At 66.0% G+C, this 25,343-nt stretch carries 29 protein-coding genes; 18 read left to right on the top strand and 11 right to left on the bottom strand.

Annotated elements, in window-relative coordinates; genetic code table 11:
* Window positions 1–95 precede the first annotated feature (95 nt).
* The 9 genes from hisB to FEZ61_RS17640 all read left to right on the top strand — a co-directional run bounded on the left by hisB (window position 96) and on the right by FEZ61_RS17640 (window position 6,050).
* Window positions 96–689, top strand: a complete 594-nt coding sequence (gene hisB / locus FEZ61_RS17680; protein WP_058761454.1) for an imidazoleglycerol-phosphate dehydratase HisB — start codon at window positions 96–98, stop codon at window positions 687–689.
* The gene (hisH, locus tag FEZ61_RS17675) at window positions 689–1,327 is read left to right on the top strand and encodes an imidazole glycerol phosphate synthase subunit HisH (protein ID WP_059313269.1); all 639 of its coding nucleotides are present in this window, start codon (window positions 689–691) and stop codon (window positions 1,325–1,327) included. The genes hisB and hisH overlap by 1 nt, the downstream gene beginning before the upstream one ends.
* The gene (locus FEZ61_RS17670; RefSeq protein WP_059313270.1) at window positions 1,327–1,584 is read left to right on the top strand and encodes a DUF2164 domain-containing protein; all 258 of its coding nucleotides are present in this window, start codon (window positions 1,327–1,329) and stop codon (window positions 1,582–1,584) included. The genes hisH and FEZ61_RS17670 overlap by 1 nt, the downstream gene beginning before the upstream one ends.
* A gap of 31 nt (window positions 1,585–1,615) precedes the next feature.
* The gene (gene hisA / locus FEZ61_RS17665; RefSeq protein ID WP_093254984.1) at window positions 1,616–2,353 is read left to right on the top strand and encodes a 1-(5-phosphoribosyl)-5-[(5-phosphoribosylamino)methylideneamino]imidazole-4-carboxamide isomerase; all 738 of its coding nucleotides are present in this window, start codon (window positions 1,616–1,618) and stop codon (window positions 2,351–2,353) included.
* A 10-nt stretch (window positions 2,354–2,363) separates the two neighbouring features.
* The gene (locus tag FEZ61_RS17660) at window positions 2,364–2,660 is read left to right on the top strand and encodes a chorismate mutase (protein WP_007159786.1); all 297 of its coding nucleotides are present in this window, start codon (window positions 2,364–2,366) and stop codon (window positions 2,658–2,660) included.
* A gap of 21 nt (window positions 2,661–2,681) precedes the next feature.
* Window positions 2,682–3,464, top strand: a complete 783-nt coding sequence (hisF, locus tag FEZ61_RS17655; RefSeq protein ID WP_007159785.1) for an imidazole glycerol phosphate synthase subunit HisF — start codon at window positions 2,682–2,684, stop codon at window positions 3,462–3,464.
* Between the two features lie 29 nt (window positions 3,465–3,493).
* Window positions 3,494–4,252: a transporter substrate-binding domain-containing protein gene (locus tag FEZ61_RS17650; RefSeq protein WP_173149750.1), complete on the top strand. Its 759-nt coding sequence runs from the start codon at window positions 3,494–3,496 to the stop codon at window positions 4,250–4,252.
* A gap of 49 nt (window positions 4,253–4,301) precedes the next feature.
* Entirely contained in the window at window positions 4,302–5,063 is a 762-nt protein-coding gene (locus tag FEZ61_RS17645) for a transporter substrate-binding domain-containing protein (RefSeq protein ID WP_173149748.1), read from the top strand.
* Window positions 5,064–5,288: 225 nt separating this feature from the next.
* Window positions 5,289–6,050, top strand: a complete 762-nt coding sequence (locus FEZ61_RS17640; RefSeq protein WP_064306834.1) for an ABC transporter substrate-binding protein — start codon at window positions 5,289–5,291, stop codon at window positions 6,048–6,050.
* A gap of 24 nt (window positions 6,051–6,074) precedes the next feature.
* Here FEZ61_RS17640 and FEZ61_RS17635 read toward each other — a convergent pair whose 3' ends face one another.
* The 4 genes from FEZ61_RS17635 to FEZ61_RS17620 form a co-directional block, all read right to left on the bottom strand.
* Window positions 6,075–6,830, bottom strand: a complete 756-nt coding sequence (locus FEZ61_RS17635) for a divergent polysaccharide deacetylase family protein (protein ID WP_173149746.1) — start codon at window positions 6,828–6,830, stop codon at window positions 6,075–6,077.
* 2 nt (window positions 6,831–6,832) lie between these two features.
* Complete coding sequence (locus FEZ61_RS17630; protein ID WP_017639555.1) at window positions 6,833–8,176, bottom strand: S41 family peptidase; 1,344 nt, start codon at window positions 8,174–8,176, stop codon at window positions 6,833–6,835.
* Window positions 8,177–8,205: 29 nt separating this feature from the next.
* Window positions 8,206–9,489 carry a murein hydrolase activator EnvC gene (locus FEZ61_RS17625; protein WP_017639554.1) on the bottom strand — a complete coding sequence of 428 codons (1,284 nt, stop codon included), beginning with the start codon at window positions 9,487–9,489 and terminating at the stop codon, window positions 8,206–8,208.
* 133 nt (window positions 9,490–9,622) lie between these two features.
* On the bottom strand, window positions 9,623–10,234 hold the full coding sequence (locus FEZ61_RS17620) for an NAD(P)-dependent oxidoreductase (RefSeq protein WP_017639553.1): 612 nt from the start codon (window positions 10,232–10,234) through the stop codon (window positions 9,623–9,625).
* A gap of 183 nt (window positions 10,235–10,417) precedes the next feature.
* On the opposite strand from FEZ61_RS17620, the gene FEZ61_RS17615 reads away from it, so the two are divergent.
* From FEZ61_RS17615 to secB, 3 genes are read left to right on the top strand one after another with little or no spacing between them, the layout of a single operon-like run.
* Window positions 10,418–10,837, top strand: coding sequence for a rhodanese-like domain-containing protein (locus FEZ61_RS17615; RefSeq protein WP_017639552.1), 420 nt, complete (start codon window positions 10,418–10,420; stop codon window positions 10,835–10,837).
* Window positions 10,838–10,878: 41 nt separating this feature from the next.
* A complete protein-coding gene (gene grxC / locus FEZ61_RS17610) occupies window positions 10,879–11,133 on the top strand; it encodes a glutaredoxin 3 (protein WP_017639551.1) in 255 nt (84 codons plus the stop codon).
* Window positions 11,134–11,160: 27 nt separating this feature from the next.
* Window positions 11,161–11,625 (top strand): protein-export chaperone SecB, encoded by a 465-nt coding sequence (secB, locus tag FEZ61_RS17605; RefSeq protein ID WP_007159775.1) that lies wholly within the window; start codon window positions 11,161–11,163, stop codon window positions 11,623–11,625.
* A 62-nt stretch (window positions 11,626–11,687) separates the two neighbouring features.
* Here the strand turns inward: secB and rarD are convergent, their stop codons facing one another.
* The 5 genes from rarD to FEZ61_RS17580 all read right to left on the bottom strand — a co-directional run bounded on the left by rarD (window position 11,688) and on the right by FEZ61_RS17580 (window position 17,086).
* Window positions 11,688–12,608, bottom strand: coding sequence for an EamA family transporter RarD (gene rarD, locus FEZ61_RS17600; RefSeq protein WP_173149744.1), 921 nt, complete (start codon window positions 12,606–12,608; stop codon window positions 11,688–11,690).
* 344 nt (window positions 12,609–12,952) lie between these two features.
* Entirely contained in the window at window positions 12,953–13,927 is a 975-nt protein-coding gene (locus FEZ61_RS17595) for a serine/threonine protein kinase (RefSeq protein WP_017639549.1), read from the bottom strand.
* Between the two features lie 110 nt (window positions 13,928–14,037).
* Window positions 14,038–15,927: a PhoX family phosphatase gene (locus FEZ61_RS17590; protein WP_173149742.1), complete on the bottom strand. Its 1,890-nt coding sequence runs from the start codon at window positions 15,925–15,927 to the stop codon at window positions 14,038–14,040.
* 66 nt (window positions 15,928–15,993) lie between these two features.
* Window positions 15,994–16,731: a ComF family protein gene (locus tag FEZ61_RS17585; protein ID WP_242455191.1), complete on the bottom strand. Its 738-nt coding sequence runs from the start codon at window positions 16,729–16,731 to the stop codon at window positions 15,994–15,996.
* A gap of 58 nt (window positions 16,732–16,789) precedes the next feature.
* Window positions 16,790–17,086, bottom strand: coding sequence for a hypothetical protein (locus FEZ61_RS17580; RefSeq protein ID WP_007159771.1), 297 nt, complete (start codon window positions 17,084–17,086; stop codon window positions 16,790–16,792).
* A 112-nt stretch (window positions 17,087–17,198) separates the two neighbouring features.
* Between FEZ61_RS17580 and FEZ61_RS17575 the strand changes: the two genes are divergently transcribed.
* Together FEZ61_RS17575 and FEZ61_RS17570 are read left to right on the top strand one after the other, a co-directional pair.
* The gene (locus FEZ61_RS17575; RefSeq protein WP_173149740.1) at window positions 17,199–17,900 is read left to right on the top strand and encodes an alpha/beta fold hydrolase; all 702 of its coding nucleotides are present in this window, start codon (window positions 17,199–17,201) and stop codon (window positions 17,898–17,900) included.
* A 70-nt stretch (window positions 17,901–17,970) separates the two neighbouring features.
* Window positions 17,971–18,558 carry a cupin domain-containing protein gene (locus FEZ61_RS17570; protein ID WP_173149738.1) on the top strand — a complete coding sequence of 196 codons (588 nt, stop codon included), beginning with the start codon at window positions 17,971–17,973 and terminating at the stop codon, window positions 18,556–18,558.
* On the opposite strand, the gene FEZ61_RS17565 is transcribed toward FEZ61_RS17570, so the two are convergent.
* Together FEZ61_RS17565 and FEZ61_RS17560 are read right to left on the bottom strand one after the other, a co-directional pair.
* On the bottom strand, window positions 18,555–18,977 hold the full coding sequence (locus tag FEZ61_RS17565) for a DUF1810 domain-containing protein (protein ID WP_173149736.1): 423 nt from the start codon (window positions 18,975–18,977) through the stop codon (window positions 18,555–18,557). The genes FEZ61_RS17570 and FEZ61_RS17565 overlap by 4 nt on opposite strands.
* A 71-nt stretch (window positions 18,978–19,048) precedes the next feature.
* Window positions 19,049–20,383, bottom strand: a complete 1,335-nt coding sequence (locus FEZ61_RS17560; protein WP_017639543.1) for an MFS transporter — start codon at window positions 20,381–20,383, stop codon at window positions 19,049–19,051.
* A gap of 164 nt (window positions 20,384–20,547) precedes the next feature.
* Here FEZ61_RS17560 and FEZ61_RS17555 point away from each other — a divergent pair, with 164 nt between their 5' ends.
* The 4 genes from FEZ61_RS17555 to FEZ61_RS17540 all read left to right on the top strand — a co-directional run bounded on the left by FEZ61_RS17555 (window position 20,548) and on the right by FEZ61_RS17540 (window position 25,297).
* On the top strand, window positions 20,548–20,871 hold the full coding sequence (locus tag FEZ61_RS17555; protein ID WP_017639542.1) for a thioredoxin family protein: 324 nt from the start codon (window positions 20,548–20,550) through the stop codon (window positions 20,869–20,871).
* A gap of 146 nt (window positions 20,872–21,017) precedes the next feature.
* Entirely contained in the window at window positions 21,018–22,823 is a 1,806-nt protein-coding gene (locus FEZ61_RS17550) for a phenylacyl-CoA dehydrogenase (protein WP_017639541.1), read from the top strand.
* Between the two features lie 187 nt (window positions 22,824–23,010).
* Window positions 23,011–24,780, top strand: coding sequence for an acyl-CoA dehydrogenase C-terminal domain-containing protein (locus tag FEZ61_RS17545; RefSeq protein ID WP_064306822.1), 1,770 nt, complete (start codon window positions 23,011–23,013; stop codon window positions 24,778–24,780).
* A gap of 358 nt (window positions 24,781–25,138) precedes the next feature.
* The gene (locus FEZ61_RS17540; protein ID WP_007159763.1) at window positions 25,139–25,297 is read left to right on the top strand and encodes a YqaE/Pmp3 family membrane protein; all 159 of its coding nucleotides are present in this window, start codon (window positions 25,139–25,141) and stop codon (window positions 25,295–25,297) included.
* Window positions 25,298–25,343: the final 46 nt, after the last annotated feature.

The raw sequence follows: 25,343 nt of genomic DNA, 5'->3' as shown, positions 1-25,343 counted from the left end.
GGCGGTGGGACGCCTCGTCCCGCCGCGCTTTCGATCCAGTCCTCGCGCCTCTATAATATCGGCCCTTTCGCCCACCGATTTTCGCGGAGCAGGCTATGGCCGAACGCAAGGCAACCGTCGAGCGCAACACCCTGGAAACCCAGGTCAAGGTATCCCTGGATCTGGACGGCACGGGCGCGGCGCGCTTCGACACCGGGGTCCCCTTCCTCGAGCACATGCTCGACCAGATCGCCCGCCATGGGCTGATCGACCTCGATATCCACTGCCGCGGCGACCTGCACATCGACGACCACCACACGGTGGAAGACATCGGCATCACCCTCGGCCAGGCCTTCGCCAAGGCCGTCGGCGACAAGAAGGGCATCCAGCGCTATGGTCATGCCTATGTGCCCCTGGACGAGGCCCTGTCACGCGTCGTCATCGACTTCTCCGGCCGGCCCGGCCTGCACTGGAACGTGCCCTTCACCCGCGCCACCGTGGGCCGCATGGACGTCGATCTGTTCCTCGAATTCTTCCAAGGCTTCACCAACCACGCCCAGGTCACCCTGCACATCGACAACCTGCGCGGGGTCAACAGCCACCACCAGATCGAAACGGTGTTCAAGGCCTTTGGCCGCGCCCTGCGCATGGCCCTTAGCGAAGACCCGCGCATGGCCGGCGTCATGCCCTCCACCAAGGGGTGCCTGTGATGCAGACGGTAGCCGTCATCGACTATGGCATGGGCAACCTGCACTCCGTGGCCAAGGCCCTGGAGCATGCTGGTAGCCATCAGGTGCTGGTGACCGGTGATCCCGCGGTGATCCGCGAGGCGGACCGCATCGTCCTGCCCGGCGTCGGCGCCATCCGCGACTGCATGGCCGAGATCCGCCGCCAGGGCATCGATGAGCTGGTACGTGAAGTCAGCCAGGACCGGCCCTTCCTCGGCGTCTGCGTCGGCATGCAGGCGCTGATGCAGCGTAGCGAAGAGAATGGCGGGGTGGACTGCATCGGCCTGTTCCCCGGCGCCGTGCGGCGTTTCCCGGGCGGCATGCAGGAAGAGGGCGAGACCCTCAAGGTGCCGCACATGGGCTGGAACGAGGTCAGTCACGTGCTCGACCATCCGCTCTGGCACAGCATCCCCGATCGCGCCCGTTTCTATTTCGTGCACAGCTTCTATGTCGAGGCCGGCAGTCCGCGCCAGGTGGTCGGTCGCGGCCACTACGGCCTGGACTTCGCCGCGGCCCTGGCCGACGGCTCGCGCTTCGCCACCCAGTTCCACCCCGAGAAGAGCGCCGACTGCGGTCTGCAGCTCTATGCCAACTTCCTCGCCTGGGACGGCCGCTGGTAATGGCGCGCAAGCCGTCCGCGCCGCTGGTCAGGCTCGAACCCGAGCAGACCCAGCGCGTGGTCACGGCGTTGCAGACCCTGCTGGACGATCGCTTCGAGGTCCGCCTGGGGCGTTTCGAAGTCGAGGAACTGCTGGATTTCTTCGCCCGCGAGTGCGGGCCGCTGTACTACAACAAGGCGGTTGCCGACGTGCAGGCCCTGCTCAGGGAGCGTGTCGACAGCCTGGAAAGCGACATCTGGGCGCTGGAAAAGCCCTAGACCGCCCTCACCCCCGAGCCAAGGTATTGCCATGCTGATCATCCCCGCCATCGACCTCAAGGACGGCGCCTGCGTCCGCCTGCGCCAGGGGCGCATGGAAGACTCCACCGTGTTCTCCGACGATCCCGTGGCCATTGCCGCCCAGTGGGTCGACGGCGGCTGCCGTCGGCTGCATCTGGTGGATCTCAACGGCGCTTTCGAAGGCCAGCCGGTCAATGGCGAGGTGGTCACCGCCATCGCCAAGCGCTATCCCGGCCTGCCGATCCAGATCGGCGGCGGCATCCGCTCGCTGGAGACCATCGAGCACTATGTGCGTGCCGGCGTCAGCTACGTGATCATCGGCACCAAGGCGGTCAAGCAACCGGAATTCGTCGGTGAAGCCTGCCGCGCCTTCCCGGGCAAGGTCATCGTCGGCCTGGATGCCAAGGACGGCTTCGTCGCCACCGACGGCTGGGCCGAGGTCAGCGAACTGCAGGTCACCGACCTGGCTCGCCGCTTCGAAGCCGACGGCGTCAGCGCCATCGTCTACACCGACATCGCCCGCGACGGCATGATGCAGGGCTGCAACGTGCCGGCCACCCGCGCCCTGGCCGAAGCCACCAGCATCCCGGTGATCGCCTCCGGCGGCATCCACAACCTGGGTGACATCCAGAACCTGCTCGACGCCCGCAGCCCGGGCATCATCGGCGCCATTACCGGCCGGGCGATCTACGAGGGCACCCTCGACGTCGCCGAGGCCCAGGCGCTGTGCGACAACTTCAAGGTCTGAGGGCGCAGCGGTGATCGAATGCTCTTCTCTCGATGAGGTCCGCACGGCGATCGACGGACTCGATCAGCAGATCGTTCAGTTGCTGGCGGCGCGCGGCGCCTATGTCAGCCAGGCCGCGCGCTTCAAGAAGGACGATGACGCCGTGCGTGCGCCACAACGCGTCGAGCAGGTCATCGCCAAGGTCAAGGCGCTGGCCGTCGAGGCTGGCGCATCGCCTGTGGTGGTCGAGCAGGTCTATCGGGCGATGATCGCCGCATTCATCGACGCGGAGCTGGCGGAACACGCCACCTTGCAGCAACGTACCTGACTTCGTTTTCTGGAGAGAAACATGGCGCTGGCGAAACGCATCATCCCCTGCCTGGACGTGGACAATGGCCGTGTGGTCAAGGGCGTCAAGTTCGAGAACATCCGCGATGCCGGTGATCCGGTGGAGATCGCCCGCCGCTACAACGAGCAGGGCGCCGACGAGATCACCTTTCTCGACATCACCGCCAGCCACCAGGGCCGCGACACCACCCTACACACCGTGGAGCGCATGGCCAGCCAGGTGTTCATCCCGCTGACCGTGGGCGGTGGCGTGCGCACCGTGCAGGACATCCGCAACCTGCTCAACGCCGGTGCCGACAAGGTGTCGATCAACACCGCGGCGGTCTTCACCCCGGAATTCGTCGGCGAAGCCGCGGCGCGCTTCGGTTCCCAGTGCATCGTGGTGGCCATCGACGCCAAGCGCGTCAGCGGCCCCGGCGAAACCCCGCGCTGGGAGATCTTCACCCATGGCGGACGCAAGCCCACCGGCCTCGACGCCGTGGCCTGGGCGCAGAAGATGGAAGGCCTGGGCGCGGGCGAGATCCTGCTCACCAGCATGGACCAGGACGGCATGAAGAACGGCTTCGACCTGGGCGTGACCCGCGCCGTCAGCGAGGCGGTGGGTATCCCGGTGATCGCCTCCGGGGGCGTTGGCAACCTGCAGCATCTGGCCGACGGCATCCTCGAAGGCAAGGCCTCGGCAGTGCTGGCCGCGAGCATCTTCCATTTCGGCGAATGCACCATTCCCGAGGCTAAACGGTACCTGGCCGAAAAAGGGATTGTGATACGCTCCACAAAATCTTAAGCACCGGCGGGGCCGGCAGGGAGAGGGGCGTGCGCAAGGGAATCTGGGCCTGCTTGGCCGGTTTGCTGCTGGTATCCACCACGGTCAGGGCGGAGCTTCCGGCGGGTTATCAGCTGACGCTGCTGACGGAAAACTTCCCGCCCTACAACTTCTCCGTCGATGGCAAGAACTTCGCCCGCGAGGGCGAGCTCAAGGGCATCGCCGTCGACATGGTCCGCGAGATGTGCAAGCGGGCCGGCATCTCCTACAACCTCACCCTGAGATTTCCCTGGGAGCGGATCTACGGCATGGCCCTGGATCAGCCCGACCACGGCGTCTTCGTCACCGCCCGGCTGCCGGAGCGCGAGGCCCTGTTCAAATGGGTCGGTCCCATCGGCCCGGACGACTGGGTCCTGCTCGGTCGCGCCGACAGCCACCTGCAGCTGCGCAGCCTCGACGACGTCCGCAAGCAGCAGCTCAGGATCGGCGCCTACAAGGGCGACGCCATCGCCGAGAGTCTCGTCCAGCAGGGCTTCCAGCCGGATCTTGCGCTGCGCGATCAGGAAAACGTGCAGCGCCTGGTCAAGGGACAGATCGATGTCTGGGCCACCGGTGATCCCGCCGGCCGCTATCTGGCCCGCCAGGAAGACGTGACCGGACTCAAGATGCTGCTGCGCTTCAACAGCGGCGAGCTGTTCCTGGCGCTGAACAAGCAGACCCCCGACGAGGTGGTACAGAAGCTGCAGAAGGCCCTCGACGAGATGCGCCAGAGCGGCGCGGTTCAGACCATCTTCAATCGTTATCTGTGATCCCGGCGGGCCGAGCGATCGGCGCGGACGGTCGCCTGAGGAGAGAGCTATGCGCAAGTCCTGGTTGGCCATCGCCGCCGTACTGTTGAGTTGCACCCTCGGCCTGGAGACAGCCCGGGCGGAATTGCCAGCGGGCTATCGCGTGGTACTGCTGACCGAGAACTTCCCGCCCTTCAACATGGCGGTGGACGACAAGAACTTCGCGCGTGACGATGCCATCGACGGCATCAGCGCCGATCTGGTGCGCGAGATGTTCAAGCGCGCCGGGATCGACTACAACCTCTCGCTGCGCTTTCCCTGGGATCGCATCTACAACCTGACCCTGGAAAGCCCCAACTACGCGCTGTTCTCCGTGTCGCGCACCGAGTCCAGGCTGCCGCTGTTCAAGTGGGTCGGACCGCTGGGCAAGACCCGCAAGGTGTTCATGGCGCTGGCCGGCAGCACCCTCAAGGTGCCAGACCTGGCCACGGCAGCCCGGCTGCGCGTCGGTGCCTACAAGAATTCCGCCGTGAGCCTGATGATTCAGGAAAAGGGCATCGTCCCCATCGATGCCCTGCGTGATCAGGAGAACATCGCCAAATTGCAGAAGGGTGAGATCGACGTCTGGGCCACCACCGACGTGGTCGCCCGTTACCTGGCCAAGCAGCAGGGCGTCAGCAACCTGCAGACCCTGCTCAGCTTCCAGGAATCCGACCTCTACCTGGCCCTGAACAAGGACACCCCCGACGAGGTGGTGACCCGCCTGCAGCAGGCCCTGGATGCCATGCGCCGCGAAGGCCTGGTCGACAGCATCACCAACAACTATCTCTAGTGCGGCGTCGCGTGGCGGGCGCCTGGCGAGTTGCGCTGGAGGTGAGCATTCGCTAGCGCACTGTCTGCACGCGAGCTGCCAGGGGTTCCGCATTGGCCCGGCAGCTGGACGGGGCCGCGAAGCCTTGACGACCGCGGTGAGGCCAGCCGCAGTGAGCGCTGAACGTTGTAAAGGGATACTCAACGAAACCTCGGAAATGCGGCCTTGCGTCGCCAGGGAGTTGCAATGCAAAAGCTGTGGTTGCGTCTTGCAGGGGTACTGCTGGGTTGCACGCTGGGCTTGACCCAGGCCCGTGCCGAGCTGCCGGATTACTATCAGGTCGTGCTCCTGACCGAAAATTATCCTCCCTTCAACATGTCGGTCGATGACAAGAACTTCGCCCGCGATGACGCCATCGACGGTATCGCCACCGATGTCGTCCGCGAGATGTTCAGGCGTGCGGGCATCAAGTACAGCCTTTCGCTGCGCTTCCCCTGGGACCGCATCTATCGGCTGACCCAGGAGACGCCCAACTACGGACTCTTCTCCGTCGCCTACACCGAGGCGCGCAAGGATCAGTTCAAATGGGTGGGGCCCTTTGGCCGATCGAGCTGGACCCTGCAGGCGTTGCCTGGCAGCAAGCTGGACGTCAAGACGCTCAAGGACGCCGCCCGCTATCGCATCGGTACCTATCGCAACGATGTGATCAGCAAGACGCTGACCGCCCAGGGCATTCCGGTCATCGATGCCCTGCGTGATCAGGAGAACGTCGACAAACTGGTGAAAGGCCAGATCGATATCTGGGCAACCGCCGATCCAGTCGGTCGCTATCTCGCCAAGCAGCAGGGGGTGACCGGCTTGCAGACGCTGCTTCGCTTCAACGAGGTGGATCAGTATCTGGCGCTGAACAAGGATACGCCTGACGAAGTGGTGACACGCCTCAAGGCGGCCCTGGAGCAGATGCGCAAGGAAGGGGTGATCGACAGCATCACCAACAACTACCTCTGACGCCTGGAGGCCACCAGCCGGTCGCTAGCGATAGCGACCATCGCGACCGTGCCCGGTCATGGCCTGATTGGCGCGCAGGGCGATCATCTGCGGCAGGTCGATCACCTCCACGCCCTGGGCCTTGAGCAGCGGCAACTGCTGGGCCAGCACCGCCAGAGTCGCCGGGTGCGGATGGCCGATCAGCACGGCGCTGCCCTGGCGCTTGGCCAGACGCACGCCTTCGGCCAGTTGCGCGGCCACGGCTGCCGGAGTCGCCTCGTTGTCCAGGAAGACATCGCGCGAGACGCTGGCCAGGCCGATCTTCTGGGCCTCCGCGGCGGCCACGGTGGCAGCGCTGGTGCGGCTGTCGAGAAACAGCAGGTGGCGCTCCTGCAGGACCTGCATCAACTCGGCCATGGCCGGTCGGTCGGCGGTCATGCGACTGCCTTCGTGGTTGTTCACCCCATCCGCCTCGGGAACCCGTGCCAGCGCTCGATCGAGGCGTTGCAGGCGCTCGGCGGAAGACATTTCCGGATGCCAGGCATAGGGGCCGCCGGCCGGGTCCATGGGCAGGTGCAGCAACACGGTGCGCCCGGCGCGATGGGCCTGGGCGGCCAGCTCCGCGGCGTAGCGGGTCTCGGGGATGATGGCCAGGACCACCGGCGCGGGTAGCGCCAGGACCTGGCGATCCCGCGCCGGATTCTGGCCGAGATCGTCGATGACGATGGTCAGCTGCGCGGTGGCGGCCTGGGCCAGACCGCTGGCCAGGGCGAGCACCCCGGCCAGTAGCCAACGTCCCATCCTCACGGGGTATGGGTGACGTTGAGCCCCTTGAGCAGCGACAGCGCCTGGGAGAGCTGGAAGTCGTCATCCTGCGGCCGCGGACTCTGGTTGGGCGCCTTGCTGCCGGTGGGCCGATCGGCGCCGCCGTTGCCATTGCCCAGGTGACCGGCCAGATCCGCTTCGCGGAAGTATTCGTCGCCACCGCTCTGCGGGGTGACCTTGGCCGGCGCCACGGCGATGTCCGGGGTGATGCCCTGGGCCTGGATGGAGCGACCGTTCGGCGTGTAGTAGAGCGCCGTGGTGAGCTTGAGCGCCCGGTCGTTGTTGAGCGGCAGCACCGTCTGTACCGAGCCCTTGCCGAAGCTGTCGGTACCCATGAGGATGCCGCGCTTGGAATCCTGCAGGGCGCCAGCGACGATTTCCGCGGCCGAGGCACTGCCGCCGTTGATCAGCACCACCAGCGGTACCTTCTCGCTGGGATCGGCGGCATCGGCCGAGAAGCGCAGTTCGGAATTGGGCAGGCGACCCTTGGTGTAGACGATCAGGCCATGGGTCATGAAGGCATCGGCCACCTCGACCGCCGACTGCAGCACCCCACCCGGGTTGTTGCGCAGGTCGAGGATCAGGCCCTTGAGCTTGCCCTTGTTTTCCTGGCGCAGCTTGGCGAGCGCCTTGACCGTCTCTTCGCCGGTGTTGACCTGGAACTGCGAGATGCGCAGCAGGCCATAGCCGGATTCGAGCACCTGGCTCTTGACGCTGTTGACCTTGATCACCGCCCGCGCCAGCTTGACGTCGAACGGCTGGCCACCACCGCGGACGATGGTCAGCACGATGGGGCTGCCCGGCTTGCCGCGCATCTTGTCGACCGCTTCGTTGATGGCCTGGCCCTTGGTTGGCTGGCCGTCGATCTTGACGATCAGGTCGCCTGGTTGCAGGCGCGCCTTGGCCGCCGGGGTGTCGTCGATGGGCGAGACCACCTTGATGAAGCCGTTTTCCTGGCCGACTTCCAGGCCCAGGCCGCCGAATTCACCGCTGGTGGTTTCCTGCAGCTCGGCAAAGTCCTTGGGTTCCAGGTAGGCCGAATGCGGATCCAGGTTGCTGAGCATGCCCTTGATGGCGTTTTCCAGCAGGACCTTGTCCGACACCGGCTCCACATAGGCCGCCTTGATGCGGTCGAACACCTCGGCAAAGGTGCGCAGCTCGTCCAAGGGCAGCGGAGCGCTGGCCGGGGCCGCGGGCGCGGCGACCGATGCGACCGGCGTCACCGCAGCCGGGGTGCTCTGCGGCGATTGCGCCTGGACGACTCCAACGCCGCTGAACAGCAGGGCGAGGACCAGGACGGTGGGACGAAAGCGATGCGGCATGTGCAGCTCCTAAACCGAGGTGTGTCGCACTATCCCTGAGCACGGCACCAGATGACCGGGTCCGTCGGACGGCCCTGTTGGCGGATGGCGAAGTACAAGGCGGAGGCTTCCTGACCGCCGCTGGCGCCGACGGTCGCGATGGCATCCCCGGCCTTGACCACGTCACCTGCAGACTTGAGCAGGCTCTGATTATGTCCGTACAGGCTGAGATAGCCATTCCCATGATCGATGATAACCAGTTGGCCGGCGCCTCTTAGCCAATCGGCGAAGACCACCCGGCCGTCGTGTACCGCCTTGACCCGGGTGCCGGCACCGGCGGCGATCAGGACACCGTCCCATTTCGCGCGGGGATCGTCGCCGCGGGCACTGCCGAAACGGGCCACCAGGCGACCATCGACCGGCCAGGGCAGCTTGCCGCGCGCATTGGCGAAGGCACCGCCATAGGCAGGTGCTGCACTAGACACCGCCAGCTCCGGGGCGTTCGAGGGGCGCGGGGCTTTCGGCTCGCTTTGCGCCTGGCGCCGTGCCGCTTCCCGCGCCTGGGCGGCGCGAGCTTCGGCCAGTTGCCGTTGGCGGGCCTCCTCGGCTTCGCGGGCCTGGCGCGCGAGGGTTTCCTCGATGGTCTTGAGCACCTTGTTCAGGGCTGCCTGATCCTGCTCGCGGCTTTCGATCTCGCGACTCTTGTCGCGGTAGTCCGCATTGATCTTGGCCAGGGCTGCCTGGCGCTCCTTGCGCACCTCGGCGAGCTCCGCCTGCCGCTTTTCCAGGTCTTCGCGGCGGGCGACCAGCTCGCCCTGTTCCTGCTGGATGCCCTGTTCCACCTCGCGCAATTCGCGCAGGGTGTCGTTGAAGCTGGCGAGCTGATCCAGGCGGGTGCGATTCAGGTAGTTGTAGTAGGTGAGGGTGCGACTGACCTTTTCCGGATGCTCCTGATTGAGCAGCAGCTTGAGGTATTCCTGGCGCCCGCTCTGGTAGGCGGCGCGCACTTGCACGGCGATCAGCTTCTGTTGCTCAGCGCGAGACTGGTCGAGCTTCTTCTTGCGCCCGTCCAGCTCTTGCAGCTTTTTTTCGCCGTTCTCCAGCTGCTTCTGCAGCGAGTCGACCTGCTTTTCCAACTCGCCCATCTGGGTCTCGGTGCCCTGCAGCTGCTTCTGCACGCCGGACTTCTCGGCCTGCACCTGCTTGAGTACCTTCTGCATCTCCTGGATTTCCCGGCGGGTCTGCTCGATCTGCCGCTGGGTGTCGGCGCGGTCGTCGGCCAGGGCGGGAGCGAGAACGCTGGCAAGCAGGAAAAGGGCAAGAACAGGGCGCATGCGAGGTCGTACGTTTCAAGGGCGAAGCGCCTAGTATGCCCGTCACATCCGGCAAAAAAAACGGCAAGGCACGCCGTTCAGCGTTCACGGCCCGACCAGGCGGCCAGGCTGCGAACGAGGGGGCATTTCTGTTTCAGTAACCCACGGTGAAACGGGTGCGGTGGTGGACAGGCCGTTCGGCCTCGTCCAGCAGCGCCACGGCGAAGTCCTCGTAGGAGATATGGCTGTCACCGGCCGCATCGAACAGCAGGGCATCGTCGCCCAGGCGGAAGCCACCGGTACGCTCGCCGGGCGCGAAGACCATCTGCGGACTGACGAAAACCCAATCGAGGTCGCTGACCCCGCGCAGGGCATCCAGGGTGGCGATGCCGGCTCCGGCTTCAGTGCGGTATTCCGCGGGAAAGCCAGGGGCGTCGAACAGTCGCGCGCCGTCCGGCAGGTGCAGGCTGGCGGCGCCGCCGACGATCAGCAGGCGCGGGATGCCGGTGGCCCGGGCGAAGTCGATCAGGGTGCCTGGTGCGATGTCGGCGAATTTCAGGCTGCTGATCAACACCTCGTGACCGGCCAGGGCCTTGGCGGCCCGCGGATCGGTGACATCGCCGGCGACCACGGTCAGGCCGGCGCGGGGCGCCAGGCGCGCGGGATCCCGTACCAGGCTGGTGACCTGGTGACCGCGGGAGAGGGCTTCGTCGAGCAGACGGCTGCCGACGTTGCCGGTGGCGCCGAGCAGGGCGATGGAGGTCATGGCTTGGATTCCTCGGAAATGAAGGGAAGCCAAGCCTAGGCAGAGCGGCGAAAGCCGCCAAGGAGGCAGTTTGAGATGAGCTGGTTACCTGCGGATAACCCCGGGTCGCCGAGGGTATGGCGCCATCGGGGGGCTGTGTATACTGGCCAGCATTTTTAGCCCTCCCTGGATAGCTCTTTCATTATGGAATTTCTCGGTCGGGTGGTCGAATTCGCCACCCATCATCCGCTTCTCGTCGCCGCCTTCCTCGCCATCGTCGCCCTGATGCTGTTCAACGAGACCCGTAGGGGCGGTCGCAGCCTGTCCACCGGCGAACTCACCAATCTGGTCAATCGCGAAGAGGGTGTGGTGCTCGACATCCGCCCGAGCAAGGACTTCGCCGCCGGGCATATCGTCGGCGCGCTGAACATCGCTCAGGAGAAAGTCGCCAGCAGCCTGTCTCTACTGGAGAAGCACAAGGCCAAGACCCTGATCGTGGTGGACAGTGCCGGCCAGCAAGCCGGTGCCGTGTGCGGCGAGCTGCAGAAGGCCGGCTTCACCGCCGCTCGACTGAATGGCGGTATCGCCACCTGGCGTGCAGAAAATCTGCCCCTGGTGAAGTGACCCCCTAGCGTGGCCGTTCCATCGGCCACTGGAGACCGCGCATGTCTGACGTCGTCATCTATACCAGCGCCTGGTGTCCCTATTGCCATCGTGCCAAGCACCTGCTCGATCGCAAGAACGTGGCCTATCGGGAAATTTCCGTCGACGGCCAGCCGGCGCTGCGCAGCGAAATGGCCCGCAAGGCCGGTCGCACCAGCGTGCCGCAGATCTGGGTCGGCAGCACCCACGTCGGCGGTTGCGACGACCTCTATGCCCTAGACCGAAGCGGGCGTCTCGATCCGCTGCTGTCCGCCTGACCAACACTCATCACTCAAGGCCCTACCATGACCGACCAAGCCAATGGCGCCCAGGAAGACGGCGCTCAGTTCTCTCTCCAGCGCATCTACATCCGCGACCTGTCCTTCGAAGCGCCCAAGAGCCCCGAGATCTTCCGTCAGGACTGGCAGCCCAACGTCAACCTGGACCTGGCCACCCGCCAGAAGACGCTGGGCGACGACTTCCACGAAGTGGTGCTGACCCTGACCGTGACCGTCAAGAACAACGAAGAGACCGCCTTCATCGCCGAAGTGCAGCAGGGTGGCATCTTCCTGATCAAGGGTCTGGACGCCGCGTCCATGGCCCATGCCCTGGGCGCCTTCTGCCCCAATATCCTGTTCCCCTACGCCCGTGAGGCGCTGGACAACATGGTGGTACGTGGCTCCTTCCCCGCGCTGATGCTGCAGCCGGTGAACTTCGACGCCCTCTACGCCCAGGAACTGGCGCGCATGCAGACCGCTGGCGAAGCCTGATCGGCTCGCTGCGGTACCGGACGCCCCTTGCGAGGGGCGTTCTGCTGTCTGGCCCCAGGGGGCTAGGCCTTGCCGGTCTCCCGCTCACGCGCCTTTGTACTGGCTCTGAGCTTGCGGCTGGCACGCCAGAGATCGAAGCTGAACACCGCAAGGCCAGCCCAGATGCAGATAAAGGCGAACAGTCGCTCGCGGGGAAAAGGCTCGCCAAAGAGCCAGACCGCCTGGATCAACACCAGGGTCGGGGCGAGGTACTGCAGAAAGCCCAGGGTCGAATAGGGCAGCTTGCGCGCCGCGGCGTTGAAGCACAGCAGCGGTATCAGGGTGACGGGACCGGCCAGCACGATCAGCAGGCCCAGGGAGGACTGCCAGACCTCCGCCTGCAGGCTTACGCCCGGGGTCAGCAACGGCAGCGCGATCAGGGCGATCGGCACCAGCATCCAGCTTTCCACCACCATGCCCGGCAGCGCAGCCACGGGCGTCTGTCGCCGCACCAGGCCATAGAAGGCGAAGCTCAGAGCCAAGGCCAGCGACACCCAGGGCAGTTGCCCAAGGGTCCACAGCTGCTGGGCCACACCCAGCACCGCCAGGCCCACGGCGATCCACTGCAGCGGGCGCAGCCGCTCGCCAAGGATCACCAGGGCGAGCAGGATGTTGACCAGCGGGTTGATGTAGTAGCCCAGGCTGGCCTCGACCACATGGGCGTTATTGACCGCCCAGATGTAGACCAGCCAGTTGCAGGCCACCAGCGCGCCGGATACGGCCAGCCAAAGTAGCCGCCGCGGGTGGGCGCGCAACTCCGCCCACCAGCCGCGATGGCGCCAGACCAGCAGCAGCAGGGCGCTGAACAGGGCGGACCAGAGGATGCGCTGGAACAGGATCTCGGTCGCCGGCAGGGCCGCCAGCAGTTTGAAGAACAGCGGAAACAAGCCCCACAGCCCATAGGCGGTGAGGCCCAGGGCATAACCCTGGCGCAAGGCAGACATGAGGGATCCTTAGGCAGGCAACGTTCTTGTCCGGGCAGGATAGCTCAAGGGACGGCGGGATGTCGGAGTGGGTGGTGCTTCCTGTCGTCGGCCCTGAGCAGGCTGGCATCCCGCACTCGCAGCCATGGCAGTGCGCCGCTGCGACCGCTGCGTAGGCGGCAGGCATTGTCTAATCGCGGCTATGGGCCGCTCCTACGGGTCAGGTTCCGGTAGGAGCGGCCCATGGCCGCGATCAGTGTTGTAGCGTGGAAAACGGCACAGTCTTTTCCACTGGAGAAGTCTTCACGAGGCGTACCCTCACCCCGGCCCTCTCCCAGGGGGAAAGGGGTATTCGGGCGCCTAGGCTAGAACAGTCGCAACGGCGCCTCGTCCAGGGCGGCGCGCTGTTCGCGCAGGGTGAGGATCTGATCGCCCCAGTAGCGTTCGCTGCCGAACCAGGGAAAGCTCTTGGGAAAGGCCGGATCGTCCCAGCGACGTGCCAGCCAGGCGCTGTAGTGCATCAGGCGCAGGGTCCGCAGCCCCTCGATCAGGGCCAGTTCGCGCGGCTGGAAATCGTGGAATTCCTCGTAGCCGTCCATCAGCTCGGACAGCTGCGTCAGCCGCTCCTGGCGATCACCGGCCAGCAGCATCCAGAGATCCTGCATGGCCGGACCGTGGCGGCAGTCGTCGAGGTCGACGATGTGGTAGGCATCGTCGCGGCAGAGCAGGTTGCCCGGGTGGCAGTCACCGTGCAGGCGGATGACGTCGTAGCTGACGCTCTCGAAGAGTTCGTCGAGGCGCAAGAGCAGGTCGCGCGCCACCGATTCATAGGCGGGCAGCAGGCTCTTGGGGATGAAATTGCCGGTGAGCAGGGTGTCCAGCGAGGCATGGCCATAGCCCTGGACGTCCAGCGACTCACGGTGCTGGAAGGGCCGGCTGGCACCCACCGCATGCAGGCGACCGAGCAACTGGCCGAGGCGATGCAACTGGTTGAGATCACCCGGCTCCGGTGCGCGGCCACCGCGGCGGGGAAAGAGCGCGAAGCGAAAGCCGGCATGGGTGAACAGCGTCTGGCCGTCGCGCTGCAAGGGTGCGACCATGGGCACCTCGCGCTCCTCCAGTTCGGCGGAAAAGGCGTGTTCTTCCAGAATGGCCGCGTCGGTCCAGCGATCCGGGCGATAGAACTTGGCGATCAGCGGGGTCTCGGCTTCGATGCCGATCTGATAGACGCGGTTCTCGTAGCTGTTGAGCGCCAGCACCCGGGCATCGCTGAGATAGCCCAGGCTTTCGATGGCGTCGATGACGAGGTCGGGACTCAAATTTTCGAACGGATGAGACATGGCGCGCTCCTCGGTCACGGGGGACGATGGCGATTGCCACCCTGCATCCGGGAGATGCTAGCGCATGCCCGAGCCCCATGGCGAAGGCTCGAGCGCTATCCGCTCGCCGGTCAGGCGCCTATCACCCCGCCGTCTTCCCGGGTGATGACCATCACCGAGGAACGGGGCTGACCATCCGGTCGTTGCTCCGGGAACTGGGAGCCGCCTTCCTCGCCCGGGTGCTGGATGCCGACGAACATGGTCTTGTAGTCCGGTGAGAAGGCCAGACCCGTGACCTCGCAACCGACCGGGCCGACCAGGAAGCGGCGCATCTCGCCGCTGCGCGGATCGGCGCAGAGCATCTGGTTGTTGCCCATGCCCTCGTAGTCGCCCTTGTTGCTGTACTTGCCGTCGGTGAGCACCCACAGCCGGCCGGCGGCGTCGAAGCCCAGGCCATCGGGGCTGTTGAACATGTTCTCGGCATTGATCTGCTGGGAGCCGGCTTCCGGCGTGCCCGGGTGCACCTTGGGATTGCCGGCGATGACGAAGAGGTCCCAGTCGAAACTCAAGGCCGCGGCATCGTCACCGCTCTCACGCCAGCGCACGATCTGGCCGTAGAGGTTGTTGGCGCGGGGATTGGGGCCACCCACCGGCATGCCGTCTTCACCGCGCTTGGTGTTGTTGGTCAGGGTGCAGTAGACCTGGCCGTCCTTGGGGCTGACGGCGATCCATTCGGGTCGGTCCATGCGCGTGGCGCCGACCTGGCTACCGGCCTGGCGGGCGTGGATGAGCACCTCGGCCTGGCTGGCGAAGCCGTTGGCGGCGGTGAGGCCGTTCTCGCCATGCACCAGCGGCAGCCACTGGCCGCGGCCCTTGGGACGGTTCGGGTCGCGGTCGCCCTCGTCGAAGCGGGCGACATAGAGGGTGCCGTGGTCGAGCAGGTCGCGATTGGCCTTGGGGTCGTCCTGCAGGCGGTCGCGGCTGACGAACTTGTAGATGAATTCGCCACGTTCGTCGTCGCCCATGTAGACCACCACGCGGCCATCACGGGTGCGGGCGAGGGCGGCGTTCTCGTGCTTGAAGCGGCCCAGGGCGGTGCGCTTGACCGGCTTGGCTTGGGGATCGAAGGGATCGATCTCGGTGATCCAGCCGTGGCGGTTGAGTTCGTTGGGATTCTGCGCCAAGTCGAAACGATCGTCGTGCAGGTGCCAGTCGTTCTCCACGCTGGCGTGCTTGACGCTGTAGCGCTTCTGGGCCGCATCGAACTTCAGGTTGGCGTCGCGACTGCCAAAGACATCGGTGAAGTTTTCTTCGCAGGTCAGATAGGTGTGCCAGGGGGTGGCGCCGCTGGAGCAATTCTGGAAGGTGCCCAGCACCTCGCGACCAGCCGGATCAGCGGCGGTCTTGAGCAGGTCGTGGCCGGCGGCCGGACCGCTGACGGCGATGGGCGTGTTGCCATGCACCCGGCGGTTGTAGGGCGAGCCCTGGACGAAGTGCCATTGGCCGTCCACGCGCTTCACCTCGATCACCGAGACGCCCTCGGCGGCCTGAGCCTTGCGGGTGTCTTCCAGGGATTTGGGCGGCGTGCCGTGGCTGAGCAGATAGCGGTAGTTGGTGTATTCGTTGTTGATCGCCATCAGCGCCCGGTCCGGATCGTCCGGGAAGGGATAGAAGGCCATGCCATCGTTGTTGTCACCGAACCGCACGGCCTGGTCGGCGGCGCTGGGGCTGCCATCGGGGCGGAAGGCCGGGCCATCGGTGTGCAGTGGCTGGCCCCAGCTGATGAGCACGCTGGCGCGATAGCCGGGCGGCACCACCAGGGTGTCGGCGGTGGAAGCCGGGATGTTGGCGAAGCCGATCAAGGGATTGCCCGTGGCCTCGCTGACGGCATCGGCCAGGGCGCTCCGCCCGAGCAGGCCACCACCGAGGAACAGGGCGGCTCCCGCCAGGGCGCCAGCGCCAATGAAGCGTCGGCGGCTGAGGTGGACGAGGCGTTCGAGATCGGTCTGGTCGTTGTGCATGCGGATGGCTCCCTCACGGTGTGCAGGCGAGGCTAGTCAGACTAAATGACGTTTTGGTGACAGCGGCTAGTCGCCGGGTGGTGGTGTCCGCGCCAGGCAATAGACGTCTACCCGCCTGGCGCCAGCGCGCTTGAGCAGGCGTGCCAGGCTGTCGGCGGTGGCGCCGGTAGTGAGGACGTCGTCCACCAGGGCCAGATGGCGACCCTCCAGCTGGGCGTCCTGCACTAGGGCGAAGGCCTGTTTGAGATTGCGCCGCCGCTCGCTGGCGCTCAGGCCTTGCTGGCTGTGCTGTTCCTGCACCCGCTGCAACAATCCGCCATCCACCGGCAGTTGCAGGGCCTGGCCGAGCCAGTTGGCCAGCAGGGCGGCCTGGTTGAAGCCGCGCTGGTGCAGGCGCAAGGGTGAGAGCGGGACCGGCAGCAACAATTCCGGGCGTGGCTGGCCTTCGTCGAACAGGTGCTGCAGATGCCGCGCCAGCAGCGTCCCGGCCACGCGACCGAGACTGCCCTGGTCGCGATGCTTGAATCTGTTGATCAGGGTGTCGACTGGAAAGGCATAGCGCCAGGGCGCCAGTACCTGGTCGAAGGCCGGCGGCCCGCCCAGGCAGTTGCCGCAGAGCAGGCCGTCCACCGGCAGGGGCAGGGCGCAGCATTGGCAATGGGGCCCAAGCCAGGGCAATTCGCTGTCGCAGCCTTCGCACAGTGGCAGTCCGGCCGGAAGCCAGGCGGCGCAGAGGGCGCAACTGGTACCGGGCCGCAGGCGTTGCCAGTGGCGCTTCATTACCTGGGAGAGCGGTGGGGGCATGACGGCATCCGTGCCGAGCGAGAGCCCTACTGTGCCAGGCGGCGCGCCTGGCGACCAGTCAGCCGCGGATCAGCCAGCTCATCACCATGAGGCCGAGAATCAGCCAGATGACGCCACCCACCACCGAGCGCGCCATGAAGGCCCGTACCGCGGCGTAGAGCAGCAACAGGCCGATGGCCAGCACCACGAAGCTGATATAGGAGTCGTCCATGCCGATGGAGCGGGCCATGCCATGGAGGAAGTCGTGCACGGCATCGGCAAGGCCGCCCAGGACCGAACCGAACAGATCGATGATGAAACGGATGACCTGGCCGAGCGCAGCGCCGAGCCAGTCGAAGAAGCCTTCAGTACGCATGGATGTTCCCGGATCCTTGGCAATGTCCCTTGGAACCCGCGAAGCCCGCCGGGTTCGCTGGTGATCCGCGCTACACTGCGCGTTTTCCGCAGTGTCTCTCAAGTTCCTAGTGATGACAGCTACCGACGCGCTACCTCTGATCCTGCTTCCCGGCCTGCTCTGTGACCAGCGTCTCTGGGCCATCCAGGCCGCCGACCTGGCCGATACCTGCCCGGTGCTTATCCCCGATCTCACCCGCGATCTGGGTATCGTCGCCCTGGCGCGCCGGGTGCTGGCCGAGGCGCCGCCGCGCTTCGCCCTGGGCGCCCTGTCCATGGGCGGCTATGTGGCCTTCGAGATTCTGCGCCAGGCGCCGGAGCGGGTGGTGCGGCTGGCGCTGTTCGACACCATGGCCAGCCCGGATGCCCCCGAGCGCGCCGCCCAGCGCCGCGCCATGCTCGACCTGGCCGAGCGCGGGCGCTTTCTCGGCATCAGTCCGCAACTGCTGCCGCGCCTGATCCACGCCTCGCGCCTGGGCACGCCGGTCGCTGACACCGTGCTGGCCATGGGCAAGGCGGTGGGCAAGGAAGCCTTTCTGCGTCAGCAGCAGTCCATCATCGACCGCCCCGACTCGCGGCCCACCTTGGCGCAGATCCGCATACCGACCCTGATCGTGGTCGGCGCCCAGGACCAGCTCACCCCGCCGGCTGAAGCCGAACTCATGCACGCCGGTATCCAGGACTCGCGGCTGGTGGTACTGGACAGCTGCGGCCACCTGCCGCCGCTGGAACTGCCGGAGCGGACCACGGCGCTGCTGCGGGAATGGCTGGCCTGACACCTCGTCGCGGGCGCTGAACCCGGGCGGCAGGCGGGCCTCCATTGGCAAAGCCCTGAGGGAGTCCCGTATGTCGCGTCGTCCACCGCTGTCCGTCCTTTCCCTGGTGCTGGGCCTCGCCCCCACTGCCGTGGCCCTGGCCGCGCCGGTGGGGACCGGTCAGCCCGAGCAACTGTATTTCGCCGATGACGGCGTCATCCCCAACAGCCGCCTGCCCGTACTCCTCTATCGGCAGGTTCCTCTGGAAGGAACCGACCGCGCGGCGGCGCTGGAGCGACTGTTCGCCGACAACGCCTGGCCGCCGCAGTGGCGCTATGGTGTCTACGACTACCATCACTATCACCCCAATGCCCATGAGGCCCTGGGCGTGGCGCGCGGCCAGGCGCGGCTGCGTCTTGGCGGCGAGCAGGGGCAGGATGTGGCGGTGACCGCGGGTGATGTGGTGGTACTGCCGGCGGGTACCGGGCACCGCAACCTGGAGTCCAGTGCGGACTTCCTGGTGGTGGGCGCCTATCCGCCCGATCAACAGGACTTCATCACCCAACGCGCCGATCCGGCCGCCCATGCGCGTTCGGTCGAATTGATCGCCCAGGTGCCCTTGCCCACGAGCGACCCGGTGAGCGGGCGCGAGGGCGTGCTGCCCACGCTGTGGCGCTAACAGAGTCGCGTCAGGGTGGCTTCGTCTGGCTGACCGGCGAAAAAGGTCTTCAGCGCCTGGCGAAAGGGCTCGGGGTCTTCGGCCACGGCGGCGAAGAGAGTCAGGCTGGAGTGAAACTTGAGATCGTCCGGCTGCCCGAACAGCGCCGTGGCGGACAGCTCAGGATGTTCCAGTGCCGCCGCGGTGATCTCGCGCAGGCGCGATCCCAGCAGCGGATGTGCAAGGTAGGCACTGGCCTCGTCGCGGGAGGCGATGGCGTAGTGCTGGGCGGTCTCGCTACGCCCCAGTCCCTGGATCTGCGGAAAGATGAACCACATCCAGTGGCTGCGCTTGCGCCCGGCGCGGATCTCCGCCAGGGCGGTGGCATAGGTGTCGGCCTGGGCGTCGAGGAAGCGTTGCAGATCGTGAGTGGCGGGCATGGGGGAAACTCCGGGCCTTTTGCCTATCGGCAGGTCAGCCCGGAGGAAGTGCCGGCCAAGGGACGAGCGGTCTAGCTGCGGATCGTCTGGTAGCGAGCCTCAGCGCCGTCGCCGGCCTCGTCCAGATCGATCCGCGAGGTCTCCGGCAGGCTCAGGCCACCGACCAGACCGAGCAGAGCGACCAGGATCAGGTAGAGCGCCGGTGAGAGATTGCTGCCGGTGGCGCCGATCAGCCAGGTCGCCATCAGTGGCGCGGTGCCGCCGAAGATGGTGTAGGCCAGGTTGTAGGTGATGGCGCCCGCGGTGTAGCGGGTGCGGGTCGGAAAGATCTCGCTGAGCAGCGGCGCGGTCACCACGTTGCACAGTACCGCGCCGGCGCCCAGCAACAGGGAGCCCAGCAGGGCACTGCCGAATTGGCCGCTGCTGGCCAGCAGCAAGGCCGGATAGACGCCTACCGCCAATACCAGGCTGGCCAGCACCGTGGTCATACGCCGCCCGATGCGATCGGTGACGCGCCCCAGCACCGGACAGGCGGCCGCGGCGGCGAACAGGGTGATCAGGCTGATGGCCAGGGCTGCGGCCCGGTCGAAGCCGCCTGCCAGTTGCAGGTAGGTGGAGAAGTAGGTGGTGAACATATAGAAGGACAGCGCCGTCAGCGAGATGAAGGCACCGAGGCGCAGGATCGAGCGACCCTGCAGCCTGAGCGTCTCGCCCAGCGGCGAATGGCTGACCTCATGGTCGGCTTCCAGCGCCTGGAAGGCCGGCGTCTCGTCCAGCTTCAGGCGCAGGTAGAGGCCGATCAGACCCAGCGGCGCGGCGGCCAGGAAAGGGATGCGCCAGCCCCAGTCGGCCATGACCGCGGCGCCCAGCAGCCGCTCCAGTCCCCAGGCGGTCAGGGCGGCGCTGGCGAAGGCGAGAAAGGTCGAGACCGGCACGAAGCTGCCATAGCGTCCGCGACGATCGCGCGGCGAATGCTCCATCACGTAGGCGCAGGCGCCGGCGTATTCGCCCCCGGCGGAAAAGCCCTGGGCGCAACGGATCAGCGTCAGCAGGATCGGTGCCCAGATGCCGATGGTGGCGTAGCTGGGCAGGATGCCGATCAGGGCGGTGGCGCCGGCCATGATCAGGATGGTCAGCGCCAGGGTACGCTTGCGGCCGATGCGGTCGCCCAGCAGGCCGAAGACGATGCCGCCCAATGGGCGAAAGGCGAAGGCCACGGCAAAGACGGCAAAGGTCTTGAGCAGGCCGGCAGTGGCATCCCCACTGGGAAAGAAGTGCGCCGCGAGCAGAGTGGCGAGAAAGCCGTAGAGGGCGAAATCGAACCATTCGACGAAGTTGCCGATGGACGCGGCGGAGATGACCTTGCGCAGGGTGGCGGGTGAAACGGGGGTCGCTGTCTGGCTCATGGCGGGCCTCAGGAAAGGGAGGAGACGGAGGCAGAAATGAAGCGCCTGGTTTTATTGTCATGAAGTCGGGGCGTACCGCAGGATCGACCCTAGTCCTTTTCCCGTGATCGAGTAGTCCCGCCAGCGACTTGTCCACCGTTGGAACCGACTTCAGGAGCTCAGCCATGCCCATGACCACCACCTATGCGGAGCGGGAACCCGCCCGCGCCGACGTCGATGCCCTGCCCGGGGTGACCCTGCTGGAATTCGGCGCACCCTGGTGCGGCCACTGTCGCGCCGCCCAGCCGCTGCTTGCCACGGCCCTGGCAGAGCATCCCACCGTGCGCCATCTCAAGATCGAAGATGGCTCCGGGCGCCGCCTGGGGCGCTCTTTCCGCGTCAAGCTCTGGCCGACCTTGATCGTCTTCAAGGAAGGCCAGGAGCTGGCGCGGCTGGTACGCCCGAACGGGGCGGCAGAACTGCGCGAAGCCCTGGCCCTGGCGGACTGACCGGTCGTTCCGCTCGTCCTCGCCGCGCTTGACAAGGCCGGGGCTGGAACATTAGTTTCAAACGACTGTTTAAACGCCCTGGCGGCGGGTCCGTAGCGACGCTGCCGCCACCCTCGACAACAAGCATTCGCAAAGAGGTAACAGTCATGCCCGATTACAAAGCCCCCCTGCGGGACATCCGCTTCGTTCGCGACGAACTCCTGGGCTATGACGCGCACTACCAGAGCCTGCCGGGTTGCGGCGATGCCACCCCGGACATGGTTTCCGCCATCCTCGAAGAGGGCGCCAAGTTCTGCGAACAGGTCCTGGCGCCGCTCAATCGCATCGGCGACCAGCAGGGCTGCACCTGGAGCGAAGAGGGCGTGAAGACCCCCGATGGCTTCAAGGAAGCCTATGCCCAGTTCGTCGAGGGCGGCTGGCCGAGCCTGGCGCACAACCCGGCCCACGGTGGCCAGGGCCTGCCCGAGTCCCTCGGCATCTCCCTGTCGGAAATGGTCGGCCAGGCCAACTGGTCCTGGGGCATGTACCCCGGTCTGTCCCACGGCGCCATGAACACCCTGGAGCAGCACGGCACCGACGAGCAGAAGCACACCTACCTAGAAAAGCTGGTGACCGGCGAATGGACCGGCACCATGTGCCTGACCGAACCCCACTGCGGTTCCGACCTGGGCATGCTGCGCACCAAGGCCGAGCCGCGTGCGGACGGCAGCTACGCCATCACCGGCACCAAGATCTTCATCTCCGCCGGTGAGCACGACATGGCCGAGAACATCGTCCATATCGTGCTGGCCCGCCTGCCCGATGCCCCTGCCGGCACCAAGGGCATCTCGCTGTTCATCGTGCCCAAGCGCCTGCCCGACGCCAGCGGCGCGGCCGGTGAGCGCAACGCCGTGCACTGCGGTTCCCTCGAACACAAGATGGGCATCCACGGCAACGCCACCTGCGTGATGAACTTCGACGGCGCCACCGGTTTCCTGATCGGCCCGCCGAACCGTGGCCTGAACTGCATGTTCACCTTCATGAACTTCGCTCGCGTCGGTACCGCTCTGCAGGGTCTGGCCCATGCCGAGGTGGCGTTCCAGGGTGGTCTGAAGTACGCCCGCGAGCGTCTGCAGATGAGATCCCTGACCGGTCCCAAGGCGCCCGAGAAGCCCGCCGATCCGATCATCGTGCACCCCGACGTGCGCCGCATGCTGCTGACCATCAAGGCCTTCGCCGAAGGCAGCCGGGCGATGATCTACTACACCGCCAAGCTGGTGGACATCCTCAAGTACAGCCAGGACGAGGAGCAGAAGCAGCAGGCCGAGACCCAGATGGCCTTCCTCACCCCCATCGCCAAGGCCTTCATGACCGAGGTCGGCTTCGAGGCGGCTAGCCACGGCGTGCAGATCTATGGCGGCCACGGCTACATCGCCGAGTGGGGTATGGAGCAGAACCTGCGCGATGCGCGCATCGCCATGCTCTACGAGGGCACCACCGGCATCCAGGCCATCGACCTGCTGGGTCGCAAGGTACTGATGACCCAGGGTGAGTCGCTCAAGGCCTTCACCAAGGTGGTGCACAAGTTCTGCCAGGCCCAGGCCGAGAATGCCGACCTCAAGGCCTTCGTCGAGCCACTGGCCAAGCTGAACAAGGAGTGGGGCGAGATCACCCTCAAGGTCGGCATGGCCGCCATGAAGGATCGCGAGGAGGTGGGTGCCGCCGCCGTCGACTACCTGATGTACTCTGGCTATGTCTGCCTGGCCTACTTCTGGGCCGACATGGCCCGGGTCGCCGCAGAGAAGCTGGCCGCCGGTACCGACGAGGCCGCCTTCTACCAGGCCAAGCTGGCCACTGCGCGCTTCTACTACGAGCGCCTGCTGCCCCGTACCCGCGCCCACGCCGAGGCGTTGCTGGCCGGCGCCGGCAGCCTGATGGCCCTAGCCGAGGAGGACTTCGCGCTCGGTTACTAAGGGCACGAAGCTCCTCTGAAAACCTCGCTCCGGCGGGGTTTTCGCTTTTTCACGGATGCGAAAAAGCCAGGCGGCGCGGACCTCCGATCGGCTGACCGCCAGGTCAGATCATGAACCTATGTCTCCCTTCCGGTTCGGTCTTACACTCGGGTCATACCGATAAGAACACCTTCCGAGGAGACTCGACATGGCTGACTACACCCCGCCGCTTCGCGATATCCGTTTCGTGCTGGATGCCGTCCTCAAGGTCAAGGACCGCTGGAGTCAGTGGCCTGCCCTGGCCGAGGTGGTGGACGGCGAGACCGCCGATGCCATCCTCGAAGAAGCCGGCAAGCTGTGCGCCCAGGAACTGGCGCCGCTCAATCGTAATTCCGATGAAGAAGGCTGCCACTGGAAAGACGGCGAAGTGACCACCCCCCAGGGTTTCCGCCAGGCCTACCAGGCCTTTGCCGAAGGTGGCTGGGTCGGGGTCGGTGGCGATCCCGAATACGGCGGTATGGGCATGCCCAAGGTGCTTACCGCCCAGGTCGAGGAGATGATGCACGCCAGCTGCCTGGCCTTCGGTCTCTATCCGATGCTCAGCGCCGGCGCCTGTCTGGCCCTGCACGCCCATGGCAGCGAGGCGCTCAAGCAGGCCTACCTTCCCAACCTCTACAGCGGCCAGTGGGCCGGCTCCATGTGCCTGACCGAGCCCCATGCCGGCACCGACCTGGGCCTGATCCGCACTCGCGCCGAACCCCAGGCCGACGGCAGTTACCGGGTCACCGGCACCAAGATCTTCATTACCGCCGGCGAGCACGACCTCACCGAGAACATCATCCATCTGGTGCTGGCCAAGCTGCCCGATGCTCCGGCCGGTTCCCGGGGCATCTCGCTGTTCCTGGTGCCCAAGATCCTGGTGGACGAGGCGGGCGCCCTGGGCGCGCGCAACGCCGTGGCCTGTGGCTCCCTGGAACACAAGATGGGCATCAAGGGCGCCGCCACCTGCGTGATGAACTTCGATGGCGCGGTCGGCTATCTGGTGGGCGAGGTCAACAAGGGCCTGGCCGCCATGTTCACCATGATGAACTACGAGCGCCTGGGCGTTGGCATCCAGGGCCTGGGGTCGAGCGAGCGCTCCTACCAGAATGCCCTGGCCTATGCCCGCGAACGCCTGCAGAGCCGCTCGCCTGCCGGTATCCAGCAGGCCGCCAAGAACGCCGATCCCATCATCGTCCATCCCGATGTCCGCCGCATGCTGCTGACCATGAAGGCCCTGAACGAAGGCGGCCGGCTGTTCTCCAGCTATGTCGCCCTGCAACTCGACACCGCCAAGTACAGCCCCGAGCCCGTCGAGCGCGAACGCGCCGAAGCCCTGGTGGCGCTGTTGACCCCGGTCGCCAAGGGCTTCCTCACCGATCTCGGCCTGGAACTCTGCGTCGCGGGTCAGCAGGTGTTCGGCGGCCATGGCTACATCCGTGAATGGGGCCAGGAGCAGTTGGTGCGTGACGTGCGCATCACCCAGATCTACGAAGGTACCAATGGCATCCAGGCCCTCGACCTGGTCGGCCGCAAGCTGGCCGGCAGTCGTGGCGCCCTCTACCGGCCCTTCAGCGAAGAGGTCCACAACTATCTGGCCAGCCTGCCGGCGGACAACGAATTCGCCGCACCCCTGCGCCAGGCCCTGGATCAACTGGACGGCGCGACCGAGTGGCTGTTGCAGGCCGGCGCCAGCGATCCCCATGAGCTCGGCGCGGCCTCGGTGGATTACCTGCATCTGTTCGGCTATGTCGCCTATGCCTATCTCTGGGCGCGGGCCGCGGCGGCTGCTGCGGATCAGGAAGCCAGCTTCGCCGAAGCCAAGCTGGCCACTGCACGCTTCTATTTCGCCCGCCTGCTGCCGCGCACCCTGAGCTTGGCCGCCGCTGTGCGCAGTGGCGCGCAGCCGCTCTACGCCCTGGCTGAGGAGGGCTTCTAAGCTGTTGACCGGCAAGGTGAAAAGCCATGCCGTGTAAGCTTTGGCTTACATGACGTCGCCGCGATAAGCCATCGCCTAGTCCATGGGAGCTGCGTAATCTACACCCATCGGATCGCGGTACAGGATGTACCCAGCGCTCCAGATGATTTCAAGGAAATGTGGCCAGGATGGCCCCCCGGCAAGGATGTCGGGCAGAGACTTACAGGGATAGATGGCCAAGGATTGGCGGCCCGACAAGGATGTCGGGTTAAGTCTGCGAAACCCCGCTTCGGCGGGGTTTTTTATTGCCTGCCGGAACCTGATTCGGGCGTACCAGTCTTAGAGGCATCTTCTTGCCCACCCACTACTGGAGCCTGAAATGGACCTCATCCGCCTTATCTTTGCCATCATCCTCCCTCCCGTGGGCGTCTTCCTGCAGGTTGGCTTCGGCGGTGCCTTCTGGCTGAACATCCTGTTGACGCTGCTGGGTTACATTCCGGGTATCATCCATGCCGTCTGGGTGATTGCCCGTCGCTGACCAGAGGCGCGGACGCGCGTTGCGTGTCTCGATCGATCAGTTGAGC

Origin of the sequence: Pseudomonas sp. MS15a(2019), from assembly GCF_013277805.1 — a bacterium.
In the GTDB taxonomy this organism is placed as follows: domain Bacteria; phylum Pseudomonadota; class Gammaproteobacteria; order Pseudomonadales; family Pseudomonadaceae; genus Chryseomonas; species Chryseomonas benzopyrenica.
This window is presented reverse-complemented; position numbering and strand designations above follow the sequence as displayed.